The organism is Saccharomonospora amisosensis, assembly GCF_011761185.1.
GTDB classification, from domain to species: Bacteria; Actinomycetota; Actinomycetes; order Mycobacteriales; family Pseudonocardiaceae; genus Saccharomonospora_A; species Saccharomonospora_A amisosensis.
On record NZ_JAAOYM010000001.1, the window covers coordinates 2190564 to 2212185 of the forward strand.

The 21622-nt window shown below is 70.2% G+C and carries 24 protein-coding genes and 1 tRNA gene; 10 read left to right on the forward strand and 15 right to left on the reverse strand.

The window, feature by feature from the left end:
• Positions 1 to 53 precede the first annotated feature (53 nt).
• Both FHU38_RS10700 and FHU38_RS10705 read left to right on the forward strand, forming a co-directional pair.
• Positions 54 to 1319, forward strand: coding sequence for a serine/threonine-protein kinase (locus tag FHU38_RS10700; protein ID WP_167169637.1), 1266 nt, complete (start codon positions 54 to 56; stop codon positions 1317 to 1319).
• Positions 1320 to 1468: 149 nt separating this feature from the next.
• A complete protein-coding gene (locus FHU38_RS10705) occupies positions 1469 to 3565 on the forward strand; it encodes a VanW family protein (RefSeq protein WP_167169641.1) in 2097 nt (698 codons plus the stop codon).
• A gap of 20 nt (positions 3566 to 3585) precedes the next feature.
• On the opposite strand, the gene FHU38_RS10710 is transcribed toward FHU38_RS10705, so the two are convergent.
• From FHU38_RS10710 to FHU38_RS10730, 5 genes are all read right to left on the reverse strand, one after another.
• Positions 3586 to 3939, reverse strand: coding sequence for a hypothetical protein (locus FHU38_RS10710; RefSeq protein WP_167169644.1), 354 nt, complete (start codon positions 3937 to 3939; stop codon positions 3586 to 3588).
• The gene (locus FHU38_RS10715) at positions 3936 to 4430 is read right to left on the reverse strand and encodes a hypothetical protein (protein WP_167169647.1); all 495 of its coding nucleotides are present in this window, start codon (positions 4428 to 4430) and stop codon (positions 3936 to 3938) included. The genes FHU38_RS10710 and FHU38_RS10715 overlap by 4 nt, the downstream gene beginning before the upstream one ends.
• 118 nt (positions 4431 to 4548) lie before the next feature.
• On the reverse strand, positions 4549 to 5280 hold the full coding sequence (locus FHU38_RS10720) for a metallophosphoesterase family protein (protein ID WP_167169650.1): 732 nt from the start codon (positions 5278 to 5280) through the stop codon (positions 4549 to 4551).
• The gene (locus FHU38_RS10725; protein ID WP_167169653.1) at positions 5277 to 5543 is read right to left on the reverse strand and encodes a BON domain-containing protein; all 267 of its coding nucleotides are present in this window, start codon (positions 5541 to 5543) and stop codon (positions 5277 to 5279) included. The genes FHU38_RS10720 and FHU38_RS10725 overlap by 4 nt, the downstream gene beginning before the upstream one ends.
• Positions 5521 to 6147 carry a nucleotidyltransferase gene (locus FHU38_RS10730; RefSeq protein ID WP_313886725.1) on the reverse strand — a complete coding sequence of 209 codons (627 nt, stop codon included), beginning with the start codon at positions 6145 to 6147 and terminating at the stop codon, positions 5521 to 5523. The genes FHU38_RS10725 and FHU38_RS10730 overlap by 23 nt, the downstream gene beginning before the upstream one ends.
• 287 nt (positions 6148 to 6434) lie before the next feature.
• Here FHU38_RS10730 and FHU38_RS10735 point away from each other — a divergent pair, with 287 nt between their 5' ends.
• Positions 6435 to 7832: an aldehyde dehydrogenase family protein gene (locus tag FHU38_RS10735; protein ID WP_167169656.1), complete on the forward strand. Its 1398-nt coding sequence runs from the start codon at positions 6435 to 6437 to the stop codon at positions 7830 to 7832.
• Positions 7833 to 7863: 31 nt separating this feature from the next.
• Here FHU38_RS10735 and FHU38_RS10740 read toward each other — a convergent pair whose 3' ends face one another.
• Both FHU38_RS10740 and selD read right to left on the reverse strand, forming a co-directional pair.
• Complete coding sequence (locus tag FHU38_RS10740; RefSeq protein ID WP_167169659.1) at positions 7864 to 8409, reverse strand: YbhB/YbcL family Raf kinase inhibitor-like protein; 546 nt, start codon at positions 8407 to 8409, stop codon at positions 7864 to 7866.
• Between the two features lie 55 nt (positions 8410 to 8464).
• Positions 8465 to 9457, reverse strand: coding sequence for a selenide, water dikinase SelD (selD, locus tag FHU38_RS10745; RefSeq protein WP_167169663.1), 993 nt, complete (start codon positions 9455 to 9457; stop codon positions 8465 to 8467).
• Positions 9458 to 9528: 71 nt separating this feature from the next.
• On the opposite strand from selD, the gene FHU38_RS10750 reads away from it, so the two are divergent.
• The 3 genes from FHU38_RS10750 (at position 9529) to selB (ending at position 12834) form a co-directional block, all read left to right on the forward strand.
• Positions 9529 to 9620: transfer RNA gene (locus tag FHU38_RS10750), tRNA-Sec, on the forward strand.
• A 191-nt stretch (positions 9621 to 9811) separates the two neighbouring features.
• The gene (gene selA, locus FHU38_RS10755; RefSeq protein ID WP_167169666.1) at positions 9812 to 11104 is read left to right on the forward strand and encodes an L-seryl-tRNA(Sec) selenium transferase; all 1293 of its coding nucleotides are present in this window, start codon (positions 9812 to 9814) and stop codon (positions 11102 to 11104) included.
• Positions 11092 to 12834, forward strand: a complete 1743-nt coding sequence (gene selB / locus FHU38_RS10760) for a selenocysteine-specific translation elongation factor (protein WP_167169669.1) — start codon at positions 11092 to 11094, stop codon at positions 12832 to 12834. The genes selA and selB overlap by 13 nt, the downstream gene beginning before the upstream one ends.
• A 5-nt stretch (positions 12835 to 12839) precedes the next feature.
• Here the strand turns inward: selB and FHU38_RS10765 are convergent, their stop codons facing one another.
• From FHU38_RS10765 to FHU38_RS10775, 3 genes are read right to left on the reverse strand one after another with little or no spacing between them, the layout of a single operon-like run.
• Positions 12840 to 14861 (reverse strand): CocE/NonD family hydrolase, encoded by a 2022-nt coding sequence (locus FHU38_RS10765; protein WP_167169671.1) that lies wholly within the window; start codon positions 14859 to 14861, stop codon positions 12840 to 12842.
• 26 nt (positions 14862 to 14887) lie between these two features.
• Positions 14888 to 16156 carry an ATP-grasp domain-containing protein gene (locus FHU38_RS10770; RefSeq protein WP_167169673.1) on the reverse strand — a complete coding sequence of 423 codons (1269 nt, stop codon included), beginning with the start codon at positions 16154 to 16156 and terminating at the stop codon, positions 14888 to 14890.
• Between the two features lie 57 nt (positions 16157 to 16213).
• Positions 16214 to 16849, reverse strand: coding sequence for an alpha-ketoglutarate-dependent dioxygenase AlkB (locus FHU38_RS10775; RefSeq protein WP_167169675.1), 636 nt, complete (start codon positions 16847 to 16849; stop codon positions 16214 to 16216).
• Positions 16850 to 16985: 136 nt separating this feature from the next.
• Between FHU38_RS10775 and trxA the strand changes: the two genes are divergently transcribed.
• Together trxA and FHU38_RS10785 are read left to right on the forward strand one after the other, a co-directional pair.
• A complete protein-coding gene (trxA, locus tag FHU38_RS10780; RefSeq protein ID WP_167169677.1) occupies positions 16986 to 17345 on the forward strand; it encodes a thioredoxin in 360 nt (119 codons plus the stop codon).
• A gap of 37 nt (positions 17346 to 17382) precedes the next feature.
• Positions 17383 to 17655: a metal-sensitive transcriptional regulator gene (locus FHU38_RS10785; protein WP_167169679.1), complete on the forward strand. Its 273-nt coding sequence runs from the start codon at positions 17383 to 17385 to the stop codon at positions 17653 to 17655.
• Positions 17656 to 17754: 99 nt separating this feature from the next.
• Here FHU38_RS10785 and FHU38_RS10790 read toward each other — a convergent pair whose 3' ends face one another.
• Positions 17755 to 18021: an SHOCT domain-containing protein gene (locus FHU38_RS10790; RefSeq protein WP_313886726.1), complete on the reverse strand. Its 267-nt coding sequence runs from the start codon at positions 18019 to 18021 to the stop codon at positions 17755 to 17757.
• A 26-nt stretch (positions 18022 to 18047) separates the two neighbouring features.
• Positions 18048 to 18290 (reverse strand): PLD nuclease N-terminal domain-containing protein, encoded by a 243-nt coding sequence (locus tag FHU38_RS10795; protein ID WP_167169681.1) that lies wholly within the window; start codon positions 18288 to 18290, stop codon positions 18048 to 18050.
• Between the two features lie 139 nt (positions 18291 to 18429).
• Here FHU38_RS10795 and FHU38_RS10800 point away from each other — a divergent pair, with 139 nt between their 5' ends.
• Positions 18430 to 19857 carry a DUF4389 domain-containing protein gene (locus FHU38_RS10800; protein WP_167169683.1) on the forward strand — a complete coding sequence of 476 codons (1428 nt, stop codon included), beginning with the start codon at positions 18430 to 18432 and terminating at the stop codon, positions 19855 to 19857.
• Positions 19858 to 19909: 52 nt separating this feature from the next.
• Positions 19910 to 20179, forward strand: a complete 270-nt coding sequence (locus tag FHU38_RS10805) for a PASTA domain-containing protein (RefSeq protein WP_167169686.1) — start codon at positions 19910 to 19912, stop codon at positions 20177 to 20179.
• 34 nt (positions 20180 to 20213) lie between these two features.
• Here the strand turns inward: FHU38_RS10805 and FHU38_RS10810 are convergent, their stop codons facing one another.
• From FHU38_RS10810 to FHU38_RS10820, 3 genes are read right to left on the reverse strand one after another with little or no spacing between them, the layout of a single operon-like run.
• Positions 20214 to 20597 carry a VOC family protein gene (locus FHU38_RS10810; RefSeq protein ID WP_167169689.1) on the reverse strand — a complete coding sequence of 128 codons (384 nt, stop codon included), beginning with the start codon at positions 20595 to 20597 and terminating at the stop codon, positions 20214 to 20216.
• Positions 20594 to 20884, reverse strand: coding sequence for an ArsR/SmtB family transcription factor (locus FHU38_RS10815; RefSeq protein ID WP_167169692.1), 291 nt, complete (start codon positions 20882 to 20884; stop codon positions 20594 to 20596). The genes FHU38_RS10810 and FHU38_RS10815 overlap by 4 nt, the downstream gene beginning before the upstream one ends.
• Before the next feature lie 22 nt (positions 20885 to 20906).
• Complete coding sequence (locus FHU38_RS10820; protein ID WP_167169695.1) at positions 20907 to 21554, reverse strand: dihydrofolate reductase family protein; 648 nt, start codon at positions 21552 to 21554, stop codon at positions 20907 to 20909.
• Between the last annotated feature and the right edge of the window lie 68 nt (positions 21555 to 21622).

Genomic DNA, 21622 nt, shown 5'->3' on the forward strand with positions numbered 1-21622 from the left:
CGCGTCGCGCACGGCAAGCTCTAGGCTGTCGCGCGTGCAAGGGAGGCCCACAGGTGAGTGAGGGCGGGGAGCCGCTGGTCGAGGGACGCTACCGGTTGAAGAGCCGGATCGGCAGCGGTGCGATGGGAATCGTGTGGCGCGCGGTTGACGAGCGGCTCGACCGCACGGTGGCGGTTAAGCAGCTGCTGCTGCCACCCGGACTGAACGACGAGGAGACGGAGAAGGCGCGGCAGCGAGCCTTCCGGGAGGGCCGTATCGCCGCCCGGCTGCAACATCCGCACGCCATCTCCGTGTACAACGTGGCCGAGCACGACGGGCACCCGGTGCTCGTGATGGAGTACCTCCCCTCGCGCAGCCTGTCCGCCGTGTTGGAGGAGCGCGGCACGCTGCCGCCGGTGGAGATCGCCCGCATCGGCGCGCAGGTGGCCACGGCACTGGCGGCCGCCCACGCAGCCGGCGTGATTCACCGTGATGTCAAGCCGGGCAACATCCTGCTCGGCGAGGACGGCACAGCCAAGATCACCGACTTCGGCATCTCGCGTGCCGCTGGTGACGTCACCGTCACCAGCACCGGGCTGCTCGCGGGCACTCCGGCGTTCCTGTCCCCCGAGGCCGCCCGTGGTGCCGACCCCGGCCCCGCCTCGGACGTGTTCTCGCTGGCCGCCACCCTGTACGCCGCCGTGGAGGGCAGACCACCGTTTGACAGCGCGGACGGCAACGAGATCGCCATGCTGCACGCCGTTGCCACCGGCCGGGTGGTCCCACCGCGCCAGGCCGGTCCGCTGACCGCGCCACTGGGGTGGATGCTGAACAGCGAGCCGACCGCCCGCCCCACCATGGCGCAGGTCGAGCAGGCCCTGCGGGCCGTGGCCGACGGGCAGAACCCACCGTCACACCCACCGCTACCGGGTGCCCAACCGCAGAGCCACCAGCCCCACAACCCTCAGCCGCAGGTCGCGCAGCCGGTCGCCACCGAGCCGCCGACCATGCCCGCGAGCCCGATGCCGCCGAGCCAGGGACCCGCGCCCGCCAACGCGCAGGCCGCGCACCGGCCGGGTTCGACCAGGCTGGACCTGCGACCGGGACCGCTGGCCCCGCCACCGCCCGCCATGGCACCAGCTCCGAGGCCAGCGGCCACGGCGGCAGCACCTGCCAGCTCCCGCACCCGGCTCACCGTTGCCGCGCTGGCCGTGCTCGCGGCCGTTGCCGTGGGCATCCTCGTCTCCGAGCTGCTGTTCGTTCCGGGGCAGCCTGACGACGCGAACAGTGGCTCACCGGCCACCACCGCCGTCTCCACCGCAACCGCGAACCTGGGCTGAGCGGGCCTGATCGATCGCGCCGAGACCGAGCTTGCGCCCGATCGACACCCAAAAGTGATCTCTCCGCGTGGTCGGCGGGCATCGAACAACCGTGGTGTAGCTTGGCCCCGCCAGTTCGCCGCCGCACCACGTGACCAGCCGGGGAAGCCTTGCTCGACGACACGCTCGACGACAACGACTCGACCGAACCGCCGCGCGCGGCGCGCACCGAGGACCCTGCCCGCAGCGGCGAGCACGATGCCGGTTCCGGCGACGAACTCGCGCCGGATACCGCGGCCGATGCTGCTGCCGCCGATGCTGCTGCCGCGGCGGCCCGCGAGGCGGGCACCGGCAAGGTCTTCGCCGCCATCGCTCGGTTGCGTTCGGTGTTCGACCGGCGAAACCCGTTGCGGGCACCGGCGATCGTCGCCGCCGCCGTGTTCGCCGGGTCGTTCCTGCTCTACGCGGGCGACGTGCTCGTCAGCCAGGGCGACGTCGCACGCGGCACCGTTGTCGCGGGCGTCGACGTCGGCGGTCTCGACCGCGCCGAAGCCGAACTGCGCCTGCGTGAAGCCCTTGAGCCCCGGATGCGAAGGCCAGTGCTGCTGCGAGCGGCCGGTGTCCGGCACACCATCGACCCCGAGGCGGCACGACTCACCCTCGACTGGGACGCCACACTCGACCGCGCCACCGAACAGCCGTTGAACCCCTTCGCCCGGCTCACCTCGCTGTTCACCCGCAGGGAGATCGGTGTGGTGTCACACGCCGACCAGGGCAGGCTCGACTCCGAGCTACGGCGGCTCGCCGCGGTCGTCGACCTGCGGGCCCGCGAAGGCGACGTGCGCTTCGACGGCACCCGGCCCGTCGCGATCGACCCCGTTCCGGGCAGGCGGCTCGACCACGCGAAGACCCGCGCGCTGATCCTGCGGCACTGGGTCTCCCCGTGGCCGCTGCGGCCGCCGGTGACCACCGTGCCCGTGCGCAGTACGCCCGAGTCCGTCCGTACCGCGCTGCGACGGATCGCCGAACCCGCGGTGTCAGGGCCGGTGACCGTGCACGCCGACGGAAAGGACGTTTCGCTTTCGCCGCGACACATCGCGCACGCGCTGCGGTTCGGCGTCGACCGAGCGGGTTCGCTCGTGGCCGAGGTGGACACCGAAGCGCTCACCGAGTCGCTCGGCCCCCGGCTCGCCGACACCGAGAAACCTGGCCGCGACGCCGGGTTCGGGTTCGAGGGCGACCAGGTGCGGGTGCGGCCTTCACAGCCTGGCCGCACTGTCGACTGGCAGGCGCTGGCCAATGACCTGCTGCCGGTGTTGCGCGGCAGCGAGCAACGTCAAGTCGGCGTCCGCTACGCCGAACACCGCGCGGAACTGACCACATCGGACGCCCACGCGCTCGGCATCGTCGAGGTCATCGGAGAGTTCACCACCAGCGGGTTCGCCTACGACTCCGGTATCAACATCCGGCGGGTGGCGCAGGAGGTCAACGGCGCGGTCGTGAAGCCAGGGCAGACCTTCAGCCTCAACGGCCACACCGGCCCGCGTGGCCTGGAGCAGGGCTACGTCCAGGCGGGTATCATCTCGGGCGGCAAACCGGGGCGCGCTGTCGGCGGCGGAATCTCGCAGTTCGCGACAACGCTGTACAACGCCGCCTACTTCGCGGGAATGCGCGACACCGAGCACACCGAACACAGCTACTACATCAGCCGCTACCCGCAGGGCAGGGAGGCCACGGTCTTCCAGAATCCGGACGGCAGCAGCGTGATCGATCTGAAGTTCACCAACGACGCGCCCACCGGTGTGGTGATCCAGACCAGGTGGACCTCCTCCGACATCACGGTCCGGTTGTGGGGTACCAAACGCTACGAGGTCGAGTCGGTCACCGGCGGCCGGTTCGACTACACCGCGCCGCCCACGACGGTGCTGCCCGAGGAGGAGTGCTCACCGAGTTCGGGAACCAGCGGGTTCACCACTACCGACACCCGCATCATCCGCGATGCCGGCACCGGTGCCGAGATTCGCCGCGAGAAGCGCACGGTGGTGTACCGAGGGCAACCGAGGGTGGTGTGCGAGAAACCCGAACCAGATCCCGAGCCGTCACCCGGTTCGCAGGGCAACGGCGGTGACCCCGCAGGGCAGCCGGGGCAGCCGGGCCAGCACGCGGCGGGCACCGGTGACCCCGGCAGCGGTGACAGCGCCGGTGCGGCCGATGGCGCCAGTGGAGGCGCCGAAGCGGCCGCCACCGTCGGTGTCCCCGGGACCTGAACCGCGGCTGGCGGCGAGAATCAGCCGCGCCGGTCGCCCTTGGGTTTGGCGGGCTGCGCGGGCACACCGTGCGGCGGCGGGTTGACCGCCTCTGCGGTGGTGTCGGTGCCGACCCGGGAGCCGCCGCGGGTCGGCGGCGACTGCTCCGGCCGGATGCTGTGGTCACCGGAGGTCGGCGCCGCACCCTGCTCCAGCTGTTCCAGGCGGGCACGCATCGCGGTGACCACCGGCAGCCGGTCGGCATGGGCGTGCTCGTAGGCCAGCAACCGCTCGATCTCCTCGGCCGTCAGTGACCGGATGCGCTCGCGAAGCGCGGGCACCGGCAGGTGGTCGTAGTCGGGCAGCGGCAGGTCGTCGCGCTCGTGGTGAGTCATGCTCCTCCTTGTGCCTTGTCCGGAGCGGGCAGAGCCGAGTCCGCGTCGAGTTCGGCGATGGCCGACTCCACGGCGGCGAGCACGTCGGCGCGGTGAAGCGACCTCACCGCCCGGTGTGCCTTTCCGGCCGGGCTCACGGTGCGGACCGTGATGCCGAGGACGTGCTCGCCTGCCCACCCCTTGCCAGGGTCGACCAGTAGCAGCGCGCGCACCGGACCGGCGTGGCGGTTGAGCAACGCCCGGACCCGCTCGTCCGCGCCGGGTCCGGTGACGACGTCGATGGGCCTGCCCAGCGCGTCCGGGTCGGTGAGCAGCCGGTCGGCCTCGGCCAGCGCGTCAGCGGCCGCCAGCCTGCACCACACGATCTGTCGCCGGGTGCTGAGCTCGCGCCAAGCGCGCGGCAACTCGACGTGATCGGTATCCGGGGCCGGGTCGAGCACCAGCACGGTGGGGGAGTCCCGGTCGCCCTCGCACACAACGCTGGTCGTCATCGGCGCTCCCTTTGTCGTCGCAGCACGAGCCTTCCCGTGCCGGTACGCGGTGAAACCCGCGAACCGCCAGCCACGCGCGGGAAGCCGGGTCAGGCCGCTGACCCGGCGGGCGGCTCGCTCAGCCGCAGCCGCCCGCCCCGTCCCGCAGGCAGTACACCGCGAACGCCGAACGGATCACCGGCTGCGCCACATTGCGCACCCGCACCCCGCCGGGCGTGACCCCGTGCTCGCAGCCGAGGTGGGCGTGACCGTGCAGTGCCAGATCGGTGCCGGTGGCGTCCACCGCCTCGCCGAGCTGGTAGGCGCCGAGGAACGGGTGGATCTCCGGCGGCTCGCCCCGCAACGTCTCCGGTGTCGGCGAGTAGTGGGTCAGCGCGACCCGCTCGTCGCAGTCCAGCGAATCCAGCGCCGAACGCAACTTCGCCGCGACATCGACGGTATGGCCGACGAAGTCCTTCATCTCGCGCTCCCCGAACGCGCTGGCGCAGCGCCCCGCGAAACCGCCGCCGAAGCCCTTCACCCCGGCCACGCCCAGCCGTGCGTCGCCGACCGAGAGCACGACACCGTCGCCCTCCAGTACCTGCACGCCAGCCTCGGTGAGTACCTCGGTCAGCTCGGGAACCGCTTCGGCGTGGTGGTCGTGGTTGCCCAGCACGGCCACCACCGGCACGCCGAGGTCGCGGAACTCGTCGGCGACCACTTTCGCCTCCTGCACCGTGCCGTGCCGGGTCAGGTCCCCCGCCAGCAGCAGCACGTCGGCGTGTTCGGGCAGCCGCCGCAACGCGGGCCGCAGCCTGCCACGCGCGTCCTCGCCAAGGTGGACGTCTCCGACGGCCGCGATCCTGATCACCGCAGCACCTCTGGCTCTCCCGGCTCGCCCGACTCGACCACGCGCACGTCGTTGTGCAGCTTCGCCTCCGGTTCCAGTTCGCGCAGCACCTTGTCCAGTTCATCCCTACGGCCGGGGGACGACACGGTCCCGGTCAGGTAGACGTCCTCACCTCGCACCGTGACCTGCACCCCCAGCTCCGCCGTGCGCGCATCCTCGGCCAGCACCCGGTGCAGCCGGGCGGCGCGGTACTGCGGTGGCTCATGCTCCTCCGCGTCGCGCATCTGCGTCTCCTTCCGTGGTCGCTTCCGTGCCAACTTGTGTGCTCGCCAGTTCCCGTGCGCTCACCACACCCAGCTCGGCCAGCAGCGAAAGCAGCGACCTGGCGTAGGGCGAACCTCCCGTCTCCCGCGCCACCCTCGGCCACTGGACCTGCTCCCGCAGCGCTCGCGTCACCGGCAGCAACGGTGTGAAGTCGCAGCGGTGCTCGCCCAGCACCAGCAGCTTGTCGATCACCAGCTCGGTCGCGGGCAGCACGGGCGCCGAGGTGGCCCCCACCCGGGTCTCGGTCGCTCTGGCCAGCAGATCCGTGGTCACCTCGCGCTGGTTGGGGCGAAAGATCAGGTCCACCAGACAGTCCCCGTCGTAGACCTTGACCAGCCAGTCCTCCGGCGGATCTGCCGCGCGCATCCCGGCGGCCACCAGCGCCTTACGCGCCAGGGAGGCGTCCTGTTTGGTGAGGAAGACGTCGACGTCGTGCTCCGAGGCCGGGCCGCCGAGCGCGTAGACCGCGCATCCGCCCGCCAGCGCGAAGGAGATCCCTTCGGCACGCAACACGTTGCTGACCCGCATGGCCGTGCGCAGCAACCGGTCGATGTCGACATCCACCGGGTGCGGTTACCCCTGGCTGCTGAGGGGTATGCGTGGACCTGGAGGTGAGAGCATGCCCGCGCCAGGTCCCATCCAGATGCAGGAGTACCTGTCCGGGGTGGGCCACCCGTGCACGAGCAGCTGGTAGAACGCGCCCGTTCCAGGGGCGCCTGACCGCACTTACAACGGGCCGAACGCGGTGAGCCAGGATTGCGCCCGAACCTGACGGCGTACCACCTGCCCCGGCGAGGCCACGTTTACCGAAGCGGTGCGCGGATCACCCTCGCCGCCAGGAGGTGCGTGCCATGACCGATCTCGCCGTACAGCTCGACCTGCCGGCGGCCGCGCCGGACGATCCGCACGGTATCCGCATCGACAATCCCGCCGACGGCACCGTGGTAGGCCGTATCGCGATGGCGAAAGAAGCCGACGTCGCGGCCGCTGTCGCGTCGGCCGCCGCGGCCAGGGCGATGTGGGCCAGGACCCCCGCCGCCGACCGGGCGGCGGGCTTGCGAGCGGCGGCGGCAGCGGTGCGCGACCGAGCCGACGACCTGGCCCGCGTCAACGAGTTGGAGACGGGCAAACCGCTCGACGAGGCAAGGGCCGGTGTGCTCGCCGGTGCCGCGACCCTGGAGCAGTACGCCGAACTCGGACCCGTTCACCGGGGCAAGACGCTGCTGGGCGAGGTAGGCGCCACCGACCTGATGGTGCCGCAGCCACGCGGCGTGGTCGCCGTGCTGACGCCGTGGAACGATCCCGTCGCCGTGGCCTGCGGGCTGCTCGGCGCCGCGCTGGTGACGGGCAACACCGTGGTGCACAAGCCGAGCGAACGTTGCCCGCACACCGGGCTGCTGCTGGGTGAACTGCTCGCCCCGCACTTGCCTGAAGGCGTGCTGAACTGCCTCGCCGGAGACGGCTCCGTCGGCAGGTGGATCACCTCCAGCCCGGACATCGACGTCATCGCCCACGTCGGCAGCAGCGAGACCGGCCGGGCCATCGCGAGGGCGGCAGCGGAAACCGGAGCCAAGGTGCTGCTGGAAAACGGCGGCAACGACCCGCTGCTCGTCGACGCCGGGGTGGACCCGGGATGGGCCGCCGAGCAGGCCGCCACCGGCGCGTTCGCCAACAGCGGACAGATCTGTGTCGCGGTGGAGCGCATCTACGTCCACCGGGCGGTGGCCGAGCCGTTCCTGGCCGCGCTCACCGCCCGCGCCGACCGGCTCGGCCTGCTGCCGCTGGTCGACGCCAGGCACCGCGACAAGGTGCACGAGCACGTCACCGACGCCGTCGCGGCGGGCGCCCGGCTGCGGGCGGGGGGCGTGCTACCCGGCGAGCCAGGGACGCTGTACCCGGCGACCGTGCTGTCCAACTGCGAACCAAGCATGCGGGTCATGCGCGAGGAGACGTTCGGTCCGGTGGCGCCGGTGCGTGAGGTGGCCGATTTCGAGCAGGCACTCGCGGAGGCGGGCGACGACCGCTACGGCCTGGCCGCCACCGTGCTCACCCGCTCGATGGAAAACGCGCAACGGGCCTGGCGGCATCTCGACGTCGGCACGGTCAAGGTCAACGCCGTGTTCGGCGGCGCGCCCGGCGGTGCGGCGCAGCCGAGGCGGGCCAGCGGCCAGGGCTACGGCTACGGTCCCGAACTGCTCGACGAACTGACCACGACCAAGGTCGTGCACCTGGAGCCCGCTCCGGGCTGAGCACCGCCCGCCACGGCTTCGGCCGCGGGCGTCAGCGAGCGAACAACCCCACCAGGTTCCCGGTCGCCAGGGCGTGGCCGTCCACGGCCGCCCGCACGTCCTCGGCGGTCACTCCCTCACCCAGCCCGAGCGGGCGGTCGACGGCATAGAGCCGGAAGAAGTACCGGTGCGCGTCGTCGCCAACCGGGGGCTGCGGTCCGGCCCAACCGATGTCGCCGAAACCGTTGCGGCCCGGTACCGCCTCGCGCGGCAGCCGGTCCTCGTCGATGCCGGACGACTCGGGCGAAAGATTGGTGACGACCCAGTGCGTGAAGTCGCCGCCTGGCGCGTCCGGGTCCTCACACACCAAAGCCAGCTCCTCGGTGCCGTCGGGCACGTGGGTCCACTCCAGCGGCGGTGACACGTTGCCGCCCTGCCGCGAGTAGCGCTCCGGAATGAGCGTGCCGTCACTGAAGGCCGAGCTGCGCAGCTCGAGACCCGAAGCGATTGGCCGTGGCGGTTCATCGATCGAAGGATCGCCCCTGCTGGTTCCTCGTACGCCCTTCGGGCCCAGTGCCCTGTCACCCTGCTGCGCCACGAGCTCCTCCTTTCCTCGCTGCCACTGGCGTTCCCGGGGCGACCGAGGGCAAACCTCAGCGCACCACCACCGTCGGGCCGCGCATCGGAACCAGTTCGCCGATCACCGTGGCCCCCGGGATCTCACCCGCGAGCAACAGCCCCCCGGAGGTCTGGGCGTCGGCGAGCAGCAACGCGGTGTCAGCGTCCACCCCGGACAGTTCGACGTGCGGCACCACCCAGTCGAGGTTTCGCTTCGTGCCACCGGACACGAACCCGTCACGCACCGCCTGCCACGCACCGTCCAGCAGCGGCACCGCGGCGGAATCGACGACCGCGGTGACCCCGCTGGCACGTGCCAGTTTGTGAAGGTGACCGAGCAGGCCGAATCCGGTGACATCGGTCGCGCAGGTGATGCCCCTGCCGACCGCGGCCCGCGACGCCTCGTCGTTGAGCGTCGTCATCACCTCGATCGCCTCGTCGAACCGCTCCGCCGTCGCCTTGTGCCGCGTGTTGAGCACACCCACACCGAGCGGTTTCGTCAACGAAAGCGGCAGCCCGGCACGGCCGGAATCGTTGCGCAGCAACCGTTCGGCGTCGGCGGTGCCGGTCACCGCGAGCCCGTACTTCGGCTCGGGATCGTCCACACTGTGCCCGCCCGCCAGGTGGCAACCCGCGTCACCGCACACCCGCGCGCCGCCCGCCAGCGCCTCGGCCGCGAGTTCGAACGGCAAGGTCTGTCTCGGCCAGCACAGCAGATTCACCGCCACCACCGGGATGCCGCCCATCGCGTACACGTCGGACAGCGCGTTGGCCGCCGCGATCCTGCCCCAGTCGTAGGGATCGTCCACGACCGGCGTGAAGAAGTCCGTTGTGGCGAGCACCGCCCGCGAGCCGTCGATCCGCACGGCCGCCGCGTCGTCCCCGTCGTCGAGGCCGACGAGCAGCTCCCCGGCAGGCGAGGTGGGCTTGGCGCCGGTAAGGCCGCTCACCACCTCCTCGAGCTCGCCGGGTGGGATCTTGCAGGCACAGCCGCCGCCGTGGGCGTACTGGGTGAGTCGGTAAGCCATGTCACCATGCTGCGGCCTGCGCTCGCGCTGCACACCTCGAGCGCTCTTGCGAGGATGGCCGAGTGGCACAGGGAGGCGCTTCCGGCCTGGTGACCGGCACGGTCTTCAAAACCGTTGAACGGCAGGCACTGCCGTTGGCGGGTTCGATTCCCGTTCGCCTCCGCTCTGTTGGTCGCGGGGGCGACCCCCGCTCACCCCACGGTGCGTGCTCGGCGCCGTGGCGGGCGTGGTTGTGTGGTGGTGGTGACCAGCGGTGGTGTGCTGCGGGATGTGGTCGCGGGGCGCGTTCAGCTCCGCCCGCGCACCCCTCGGTGCGTGCTCGCCCCAGCCAGCGCACACCCGAGGGGTCGTGGCATGACTGATCCACGACGTCACATCCCGCGCACCGACACTCTGCTCGCCGAACCACGGCTGGCGAAGGCGGCACAGCAGCTCGGAACCGGCCTCGTCAAGGAGGTGATCAGCGCCGCCCAGCAGAGCGCGCGACGCGGAGACATCACTGCGGGAGAGGTGGCCGAGCGGGCCCTGGCCATGCTGCCGCCGACGGCGTCGTCGCTGCGCCCGGTGCTCAACGCCACCGGCGTCATCGTGCATACCAACCTCGGCCGCGCCCCGCTGTCGGTCGCCGCGCTCGACGCCGTACACGCGGCGGGCGGCAGCACCGATGTCGAGTTCGACCTGACCGAAGGCAGAAGGGCTGGCAGGGGAAGGGGAGCCCTCGCCGCGCTGGCCTGCGCCGTGCCCGATGCCGCCGACGTACACGTCGTCAACAACAACGCCGCCGCGCTACTGCTGTGCGCGCTCGCCCTCGCCCGCGACAAGGAGATCGTCATCAGCAAGGGAGAGCTGGTCGAGATCGGCGACGGCTTTCGCATCCCGGACCTGCTCGAAGGCACCGGGGCGCGGCTGCGCGAGGTCGGCGCCACCAACCGCACCACCGTCGCCGACTACGCCGAGGCGCTGGGACCGGACACCGCGTTCGTGCTGAAGGTGCACCCGTCCAACTTCCGCGTCACCGGCTTCACCTCGCAGGTGCCGATCGCCCAACTCGCGGCGCTCGGCGCGCCGGTCGTAGCCGACATCGGTTCCGGGCTGCTGCGCCCCGACCCGCTACTGCCCGACGAGCCCGACGCGACGACCGCGCTACGCGAAGGCGCCACACTGGTCACAGCCAGCGGCGACAAGCTGCTCGGCGGCCCGCAGGCCGGACTGCTGCTCGGCGACTCCGCGCTCGTGCGCGGCCTGCGCGGGCACCCCTGCGCCCGCGCACTGCGGGTGGACAAGCTGACACTGGCCGCGCTCGAAGCCACGCTACGCGGGCCCACGCCACCGGTGCGGGCAGCGCTGGACGCCGATGCGGGCACGCTGCTCGGTCGCGCCAAGGAACTCGCATCCGCGCTGCGCCGCAGGGGAGTGGATGCGCACCCGGTCGCTTCGGTGGCCGCGGTCGGCGGCGGTGGCGCGCCAGGGATCGAGCTGCCCAGCGCCGCGGTAAGCATTCCCGCCGAGCACGCCGCACGGCTGCGCCGTGGCCAACCGCCCGTCGTCGGCCGGGTCGAGAAGGGCCGCTGCCTGCTGGACCTGCGCACCGTCGATCCAGACGACGACGAGCGCCTGCTGGAGGCGGTGTCGGCATGCACGTCGTAGCCACGGCCGGACACGTCGATCACGGCAAGTCGGCGCTGGTACGCGCGCTCACCGGGATGGAGCCCGACCGGCTGCAGGAGGAACGCAGCCGCGGGCTCACCGTCGACCTCGGGTTCGCGTGGACCGAACTGTCGGGCCACGTGCTCGCGTTCGTGGACGTGCCCGGCCACGAACGGTTCGTGTCGAACATGCTGGCGGGTACCGGCCCGGTGGCGGCGGCGCTGTTCGTGGTGGCCGCTGACGAGGGCTGGCAGGCTCAGTCCAGCGAGCACCTGGCCGCGCTCGACGCGTTCGGTGTGCGTCACGGCCTGCTGGTGGTGACCAAGGCCGACCGCGCGGATCCCGCGCCGGTGCTGGCCGAGGCGCTGGACCGCATCGCGCCCACCTCGCTTGGCGAGGTGAACGCGGTCGCACTCAGCGCACGCACCGGCGAAGGGCTCGACCGGCTGCGCCAACACCTTGTGGAGCTGGCGGACGAGCTGCCCGAGCCGGACCGCGACGCCGACGTCCGGCTGTGGATCGACAGGGCCTTCACGGTGCGAGGGGCGGGAACCGTGGTCACCGGCACCCTCGGCGCGGGCACCATCGGTGTCGGCGAGCAACTGCGGCTCGGCACGGGGCCGAGGGTGACCGTGCGTGGCCTACAGACGCTGGGAGAGCCACGCTACGAGGTCGGCGCCGTGGCGCGGGTCGCGGTGAACCTGCGCGGCGTCGACCGCGCCGACGTGCGGCGCGGCGACACGCTGCTCACCGCGGGCGCCTGGGAGCACACCCGCGAGATCGACGTGCGGCTGCGCGGCGCCAAGAGCGCCGAGGTGCACCGAGGGCTCGTGCTGCACGTCGGCGCGGCGGCCGTGCCCGCCCGCGTCCGTCCACTTGGGACCGACACGGCGCGGCTGGCGCTGGCGACGGCGCTGCCGCTGCGGGCGGGCGACACCGGGCTGTTGCGCGACCCCGGCGAGCACCGGGTGCCCGCAGGGGTGGACGTGCTCGACCCGGACCCACCACCGCTACGCCGCAGTGGAGCGGCACGTGCCAGGGCAGCCGAACTGGACGATGGCGACGAGGCCGTCGCGGCGGCCTATGTTCGCCGCCACGGCGCGGTGCCGTTGTCGCGGCTACGCGCGCTGGGTTGGCGCCCACCCGATTCCCGCGTCGGAACGTTCGCTGTGGACGAGTACCTGCTCGCCGAACTACCCGGCAGGGCGAAGCAGGAGTTCGCGGCATGGCGTGCCCGCGAACCGCTCGCCGCGGGACTGCCGGTGGGCTCGCTTCGGCAGGCGCTGGGAGTGCCCTCGGAAGTGCTGACAGCCGTGCTGCCCCACACCGGACTCGAACTGCGCGACGGAGTCCTGCGTGACCCCGGCTCCACCGGGAAACTGCCCGACCACATCGACCGGGCGGTGAGCGAGGTGGAGCGCGCGCTGACCCGCGATCCGTTCCAGGCCCCGGAGGCCGACGACCTCGTCCGGCTCGGTCTCGGGCCCAGGGAACTCGCGGCCGCGGAGCGGGCGGGCAGGCTCGTGCGCGTGGCGCGTGGTGTTGTGCTCGCGCCACGGTCGCTGAGCAGGGCGCGGGCCGTGCTGACCGGGCTGCCGCAGCCGTTCACCGTCAGCCAGGCCAGGAAGGCGCTGGGCACCACCCGCCGCGTGGCGGTGCCGCTGCTGGAGCGGCTCGACGCGGACGGTGTCACGCGACGAAACGGCGACGGGACGCGCACCCTGCGCTGACGCCACTACACGTTGTCGCGCCGGATCGTGGTGTGCCAGTTGCGCGAGAACACCCGCGCGCCTTCCTCGTAGGCGTCCAGCGTCGCGTGCAACCGGAACTCGGTCGGGGTGCACGACAGCGTCGTGTGCGTTTCGGTGCGCACGTCCCAATCCCCCCTTGTGAATCGCATGGTCCAGTCCACCTGGCCGCGCGCGGAGGAGAAGTCGTCACCGACCCACTCGTAGCGTTCGTCGGCGCGGCGGTGCACCGTCAGGTCGATGTCGTCGAACCGCAGTATCCCGAGGTCCTTTACCACTTCCAGCGCCGAGCGGTAGTTCACCAAGTCCCTGGACACGGTCCAGCGGCCGTCGCCCTGTTCCAGCCGCGTGGTGGGGGGCGCGGGGGTGCCCTCCGGTTCGCCGAACGGGTCGGAGTGCTCCTCACCGGCACGCGGTGGCCGGATCGGCAGCATCACGTCGCTGCCAGGCGTGTAGACACTCAACCGCACCGGCTCCGGTGGCGGCCACGCCAGCGGCCAGTACGACGTGGAGATCGCCAGCCTGATGCGGTGCCCGGCGGGAAACGCCTGCGCCAACCCGTTCAGCGGCACACTCACGCGGTAGCGCTCGCCGGGAACCAGCGCCTCCGCGCGATCGTGACCGTTTCGGTGGGTGAGGTTGAGCAGCCCGTAGCTGACGCGGGTCGCCCTGCCCTCCGGCGACACGTCCGAAAGGCGGATCGTGACCATGGCGACCGGCCTGTCGGCGGACAAGTCGAGGTTCACCACCGGGGAACCCAGTATCTCCGTGCGCTCGGTGAGGACATCACTGTCGAAGACCAGCGAGCCGCCGTCCTCCTCTCGCTGGTCGTATGGCAGGTCCGGCGGTGCGTTGTAGGAGCACCACTTGCCGGCGAACTGCCCAAGCGAGAGCGGGGACTCCAGCGTCAGCACGTCCTTGGTGTCCGGCACGGCGTTGGCCACCATCCGGTTGGGCAGCAGGGTGTAGGTGGTCTGCTGGATTTCCGGGGACGGCCAGTCTGCCTCGCCGATCCAGCGCCCCGGCCGCTTCTCGTACGCGGTGGCGGGCCGCTCGCTCTCCTGCATCCAGATGCGCAGCATCGGCTCGTCCATCACACCGGTGTCCTTGCCCTTGAGCCAGTGGTCCCACCAGCGCACGAGTTCCTGCAGAAACCCGATGGCGGGCCCGGGCTTGCCGATGTGCGGATACTTGTGCGACCACGGCCCGATCAGCCCCTTGCGCGGCACGTCGAGGTTGGCCAGCAACCGGAACACCGCGTTGGAGTAGCCGTCGGCCCAGCCGCTGACGGCGAGCACGGGGCACTCGATGGCGCCGTAGTCCTCACAGACCGAGCCGTGCCTCCAGTAGTCGTCGCGACGCTGGTGGCGAAGCCACTCGATCAGCCACGGCTCACAGTTCTCCACCCGGTCTCGCCACATCCGCCGCCAGCGGTCGCCGACCACGGCGGGATCGGGCGGGCAGGAGTTGTACGCGAACATCGTCGACGCCCACGACAGGTTGTCCGAGAGCAGGCAACCGCCCATGTAGTGCACGTCATCTGCGTAGCGGTCGTCGCTGGAACTCAGCGTCGCGATGGCACCGAGGCTGGGCGGGCGCCTCGCGGCGATCTGCAGCGCGTTGAACCCGCCCCAGGAGATGCCCATCATGCCGGTGCGGCCGTCGCACCACGGTTGCTCGGCCAGCCACGCCAACACCTCCATACCGTCGAGGAGTTCCTGCTCCAGGTACTCGTCGGCGAGGATGCCGTCGGAGTCACCGCTGCCGCGCAGGTCCACGCGCACGCTGGCGTAACCGTGGCCCGCCAGGTAAGGGTGGTGGATCGAGTCGCGCACCGCGGTGAGGTCACGCAGCCGGTAGGGAATGAACTCCAGGATCGCCGGAACCGGGTCGGTGTCGGAGTACACCGGCCGCCAGATCCTTCCGGCAAGGCGGGTCCCGTCCGACAGCGGGACCCAGACGTGGTGCTCGGTCCGGACCGGGTACGGAAGCGAGGTCACCGTCCGCACGGACGCCCTCCTGCTGGTCTCTTCGGTTACTCGTCGATCTCGAACGGTAGTGCCTGCACGCACCGCTCGTACTTGTCCGCCAGTTCCTCCTGGCTGTCGGCGCCGATGTGGATGTTGGCGAGCTCGTAGCTGTAGCTGTCCCTGGCGTACTGCTCCGACAGTCGGGCTCCCTGCTCCGTCACGACGTCCACAGTCGTGCCGGGTATCCGGTGCTGGACCAGCTCAATCTCTTCCGCTGTGGGAACTCTGCGCACGATCCCGTCGGCGAAGTGCCGCAGGAAGTACTTGGCCGCCGTGGCGTAGCGGCCCTGGCGGTGCGGCATCCTCGGGTCCTTGCCCAGTGCGAGGCTGACCATGCAGTGGTGGTTGGCCACCCCGTCGACGTGCTCGAACAGCGCCGCGTGAGACTGCGACAGCCGCGGGTTGACCTCAAGCACCCACACCTGCTCGGTTTCGGTGTCGACGAAGAACTCGATGTCGAACGTGGTGGACCGCAACCCCATCCGCTTGACGATGCGTTTGGACAGCTCGCTGACGCGCTCGATCAGGTGTGGCGGCAGCGTCGAGGGGTACTGGTAGCGCAGGAAACTGGAGCTGTCAGGGTAGTGGATCGAGTCGACGACACCGTAGACGTGCGGTTCGTGGTGGTATCGGTAGCCCTCGACGGTCACCTGCGCACCCGAGACCGCCTCCTCGACTATGCAGACCTGCGCCCCCGCCTCGGCGAGGTGCGGCGGCAGCGTCACCCGCTCCAGCACGGCCTCGAACGGGCCGCCGATGTCGCTGATCTCCTCCCGGATCCGCGCGAGGGCTTCGCCCAGTTCGTGTTCGTTGTCCACTTTGAACGCCAGCTTCGAGGAGGCCGACTTGATCGGTTTGATCCACACCGGGTAGCTCAACCCGGGCGGCAGCGCGGCCTCGCCGTGCGGGTCGAGCAACCCGAACCCGGGGTACTCGTCGATCACGTGACTCTGTTCCAGCCTGCTCCAGTACTTGTGCTCGCACTTGACGATCGACTCCAGGCTGGAGTGCGGCAGGCCGTACCGCTCGCACAGCACCGGCGCGAGCGAGGTGACGGGGAAGTCCCAGTAGCCGGTGATCGCGTCGATCGAGCCGTCGAAGGACTCCAGCCGCTGTTCGGCGCGTTCGAGCGAGCCGACGTAGTCGGCGAAGCCGATGCGCAGTTCCTCGACATCGAGCAAGGCGTGGAACCGGTAGTCCTCAGCGCCCGGAAGGCGGCGCAGCAGTCGCAGGTTCGCCTCGTCGAGTCCGAGGATGAAGATGTTGTCGGGCACAGCTACCTCCGCGGCGACGTCCTGCTCGCAGGGTGTCCCGTGGCCGGGGCGGTAAACTCAGCGCACGCCTCGCGGCCGGAACTGGACGCTGATGCGCGGCCCGGCCGGTCTACTGGTCTTGGGCACGCTGTGTTCCCAGGTCCGCTGGCATGAGCCGCCCATCACGAACAGGTCCCCGTGACCGAGGGCGTACCGTACCGTGCCCCCGCCCGCGCGTGGCCGCAGCAGCAGTGGGCGGGCGGCGCCAACCGAGAGAATCGCCACGATGGTGTCGTGTGTGCTGCCGCGGCCGATGGTGTCGCCGTGCCAGGCCACGCTGTCGCGGCCGTCGCGGTAGTAACACAGGCCCGTGGTCCGCAGCGGCTCGCCGAGCTGTGGCGCGTAGTGCCTGTTCAGCGCGGCTTTGGCCGCTTCGAGGGTCGGGTCGGGCAGCGGATCGGCCTCGCCGTAGAAGCACAGCAGGCGCGGCACGTCCACGGTGCGGTCGTACATCCTCCTGCGCTCGGCGTGCCAGGGAACCCGCGTGGCCAGGCGCTGGAACAACCCGTCCGCGCCGGCGAGCCAGCCGGGCAACACGTCGATCCACGCGCCGGAGCCGAGCTTGGTACGGCGGGCATCGTCGAGCGGCAGGAGCGGTTCCTCCCGACCCGGGTCGCCCTCGTCGAACAGCGAACCCTGAAGTGCCAGGTCCATGGCACCGATCCTACCCGGCATCGAACTGATGTTCTAGTCACGGCGGGTCTCGGCGCCCGGATTTCGGTGGGGAATGTTCCGGCGAACCCTCGTGTTTGCATACCCGTACGGGTATTCCTACGGAGGTAAATCAGTCATGGCGACCGTCGAGTTGACGAGCGAGAACTTCAAGGACGTTGTCAGCAAGCCCGGCATCGTCCTCATCGACTTCTGGGCCGCCTGGTGCGGGCCGTGCCGCATGTTCGCCCCCGTGTTCGAGCAGGCGTCGCAGGAGCACACCGACATCGTGTTCGGCAAGGTGGACACCGAGGCTCAGGTGGAGCTCGCGCAGACCTTCGGCATCTCCTCGATTCCCACGCTGATGGCCGTGCGCGACGGCGTGGTGCTCTACGCCGAGCCGGGCGCGCTGCCCGCCGCCGCGCTGGAGCAGCTCATCGGTAAGGTGCGTGAGGTCGACATGGAGGAAGTTCGTCGGGAGATCGCCAACGCCAGTTGACAGGTACCCTATGGGGTAAGTGCGACGGAGGTGTGGCGTGGAACTCAGCGAAGACGTGATGTCGGATGTGGTCAAGCGGTTACGCAGAGCACAGGGCCAGGTCGGCGGCCTGATCCAGATGATTGAGGACGGCCGCGACTGCAAGGACGTGGTCACCCAGCTCGCCGCGGTTTCGCGAGCGCTGGACCGGGCCGGATTCAAGATCATCGCAAGCGGGCTTGAACAGTGCCTGCAAAGCGGTGAAGAGGGATCTCCTCAGCTGGAGGCCGACCGCGCCGAGCTGGAGAAGCTCTTCCTGTCGCTGGCCTGATAGTCCAGCGACCAGACACGGCGGCGCGCCGGATACCATCGGTAGCCGGCGCGCCGCCATGTCGTCGTCACCGCACGCGGGCGGCATCACCCGCGCATATCACCCGCGCAGCCTAGTACGCCTGCGCTCGTACTCCTCCTCATCGATCTCACCACGCGCGTAGCGCTCGTCGAGGATGCGCAGGGCGCTGCCGTAGCCGTCCCGGCCCTCGCCGCCCTCGCCGCGTGAGCCGCCGTGCCCGGCGAACCGGCGCACGAGGATCACAACGACCGTGATGACGCCTCCCCACAGCAGAACCATCGACAGCAGCATCAGCAGGCCGCCGACCCAGCCCCCGTCCCAGTAGCCATGGTCCCAGTACGGCACGGCCGCTCCCTTCTTCGAATCCGTTCCTAGTCGAACGGAACAACGCCCCCGCGCCTGCCGAACGTGAAGTAGGCGATGGGGCCGAGGAAATTGATCGCGATCACGAAGGCCCACAAGCGGCGCGAGCCGCGTACCTCCGCGTCGGTCCTGCGAGCCAGATCGACCCACGCGATCGCCGCGAGCGTGAACTGCGCCAATGAGCCCACCACGACGGCTCGCTGCCTGGAGCGGCTCAGGTCCCGCCAACGGATCTTCTTCTTGCCTCGCATGAAGGCCACCGTGTCAGGCGATGTCGGCGAGCACACAGGGCCGGAAGACTCCAAGCGCGAGGACGTTCGTTTCTCCCGCCGTGACAAGCGCGTCACCCATAGTCCGGATGACGAAACAGGTGTGAAGGGGGCCTTCCACATGGCTACCACAGCGGCTTACCCGGTGCGTGTCGAGGCGTCGCTCGACGCACCACTGTCCCGCGGGCTCTGGCTGGTCAAGTGGTTGCTGGCGATCCCGCATTACTTCCTACTCGCGCTGCTGTGGCCGGTGTTCTTCGTGCTCACCGTGGTGGCGTTCGTGGCGATCGTGATCACCGGCCGCTACCCGAGAGCGATCTTCGATTTCAACGTGGGCGTGTTGCGCTGGACCTGGCGCGTGCACTACTACGCGTACGCGGCACTGGGAACAGACCGCTACCCGCCGTTCACACTCGCCGACGTGCCGGACTACCCTGCCAGGCTCGACCTCCCCTATCCGGAACAGCTGTCCCGGGGACTGGCACTGGTCAAGTGGTGGCTGCTGGCCATCCCGCACTACATCATCGTCGGCGTGTTCGCCGGTGGCGGGATCTGGCTGTTCTCCGACGTCGACAACGGCCGGTTCGGCTGGGGCGAGAACGGTTTCTCCTGGGGCGCGGGCGGACTGATCGGTGTGCTTGTGCTGATCGCCGGGATCGTGCTGCTGTTCACGGGGCGCTACCCGCGGCCCATCTTCGACTTCGTGCTCGGCATGGACAGGTGGGTGATCCGGGTAGCGGCCTACGCGGCGCTGATGACCGACGAGTACCCGCCGTTCCGGCTGGACATGGGTGGGCACGACCCGGCGGGGGAGATCGAAGGGGGCACGGTCAAGCCGACCCCGGCCGCACCCCAGCACGGCTGGACCACCGGCAGGGTGGTGTCGGTGGTGGTGGGCGCTGTGCTCGCGCTGGGCGCGATGGGCCTGATCACCGGTGGCGCGTCGTTGCTCTGGCTCGACCGCGCCGAGCGTGACGCCGACGGCTACGTCACCGTGTCCGGGACCTACAGCACGGGCGGCTACGCGATCGCCAGTGACACCGTCGAGCTGCGTGGTACACCCGCCGACTGGGAGGCCGCCTCCGGCTTCCTCGGCGACGTCCGTGTCAGTGCCCAGACGGTGAACGAGCGCCCCGTGTTCGTCGGGATCGCGCCGTCGAACGAGGTCGCGGGCTACCTGGCGGGTGCCGAGTACGCCACGGTGCGAGACGCGGGTTCGGATGACGACCTGGTACTCCAAAATGGAGGGCCGCTGCCGACCCCGCCCACGCAGCAGGACTTCTGGACCACCCAGTCAGCGGGGCCCGGAACGCAATCGGTCTCCTGGCCCGCTGGTAGCGGTGACTGGACCGTGGTGGTGGCCAACGCCGACGGTTCGGCAGGGGTGAACGTTCGAGCGGAGGCGGGTGCGACGATCCCGTCACTGTTGTGGATCGCCATCGGCGTCCTTGTCGGTGGAATCCTGCTGTTCGCTCTCGGCGCGGTACTGGTGGGCGTCGCCGCGTACCGCGCGGCGCACTCCTCCCCGCCGACGGCCGAGGTCAGCTGAGGGCCGGACTTCGGGGGTCGGTCCAGGGCGCCCAAGGCCGTACAATCACCCTATGCGAGGACCTCGACCGGTGACCGAGGTGCCGGACGTCGTCGGGCTCGGAGCCGAGGACGCCTGTGACATCGTGCGCAGAGCTGGGCTGATCCCGGTAGGGCCTGACGGCGCGGGCGCACCCGCGAGCGGGGTCGTCACCGCTCAGCGCCCGGTGGGAACCGCGGGTGCCGAGGAGGGGGCCGAGGTGGTTCTGTGGACCCACCCCGGCCGGGACGCCTCCGTGGGCGCGGTCTCACCCAGTCCCGTGGAGTCCGCGACGCCGGTCTGATCCACAACGGACGAGCGCCCGATGTGGCGTGCTCCTACTGTGCGGCCAGTTGGATCAGATTGCCGCACGTGTCGTCGAAAACCGCCGTCGTCACGGGCCCCATCCGCAGCGGTTCCTGAGTGAATCTCACCCCGAGTTCGGTCAGTCGGCGGAACTCGGCTTCGACGTCGTCAACCGCGAACGAGGCGAACGGGATTCCGTCGGCGACCAAGGCGTCCTTGAACGGCCGCACCGCGGGGTGACTGTCGGGTTCCAGCAGCAGTTCGGGACCTTCCGGTTGCTGCGGCGAGGTCACCGTGAGCCAGCGGGCCTCGCCGAGTGGCACGTCCGCCTTCTTCTCGAATCCGAGTACCTCGGTGTAGAAGCGCAGAGCCTTGGCCTGGTCGTCCACGAAGACGCTGGTGATGTAGACCTTCAACGCTCGTTCCCTTCGTTGTCGTTCACTGGCCAGCGGCCGGTGATGGCACGCAGCGGCGATGTGTCGAGCCAGTGGAACTTGTATCGCCCCTCGCGCCGGGTGACGACCAGGCCCACCTCCTCGAGAATGCCCAGGTGCTGCGAGATCGCCTGGCGGGAGGAGTCCAGCCCGTACTTGCTCGTCAGCCGGGCACACAGTTCGAACAGGGTCTGCCCGTCGCGTTCCCGTAGCTCGTCGAGGATGTGTCGCCGGGTCGGGTCCGCGAGTGCCTTGAAGACATCGGCCACAACCGTGACAATACGCAAGTGTTCACTTGCGTATCAACGCACCCGCCACTGTGGACACCGGACCCGGTCTCGATCGCGCCGGTGTGCTCACGCGACGCGCTTGCGGGTAGGTGAGCACGACGACGCCGCTGTTGCGGGCCGTCGAGCGGACGAGATCGTAGCGTTCGGGCGCGAAGCCGGCTCCGTCGAACAGTCCGATTCCGTCACCCGCTGCCACCGGATTCAGCTGGATGATCAGTTCATCGATCTCGTCGCGTAGGGTGGTGGCAAGTTCGCCGCCGCCGCACAGCCAGCTGCCCATACCGTCCTGGCGTTTCAGTTCCCGGACCTTCGCGACGGGGTCGGTGTGGACTACTTTCACGGTCGGGTCGGGACTCGTGATCGTGGTGGAGAACACGATGCTGCGCAAGTGTCGGTACGCGTTGGTGATGCCCTCGCGCAAGCCGATCTCGTAGCTGCCTCTGCCTTGCAGCACGGTGTCGAAATGCCTGTTCGGCACCTCGTCGAGTCCAAGCGGCGAACGCGCGTGCGTGGGATACATCTCGGGGTACTCCTCGCGCAGCGGTGCGACGTGGTCGCCGTCCAGCAGGAGGAAGTCCGGGTTCGTGTTGCCCGGGCCGGTGATGTAGCCGTCGATGGTCGATGCCACCAGGTAGGTCAGTGTTCGCATGAGTCCTCCACCGCTGCCGAAACCACTTCATTTGAAGTACTTCGGCTAGAGTGCTCTGTATGTAGTGG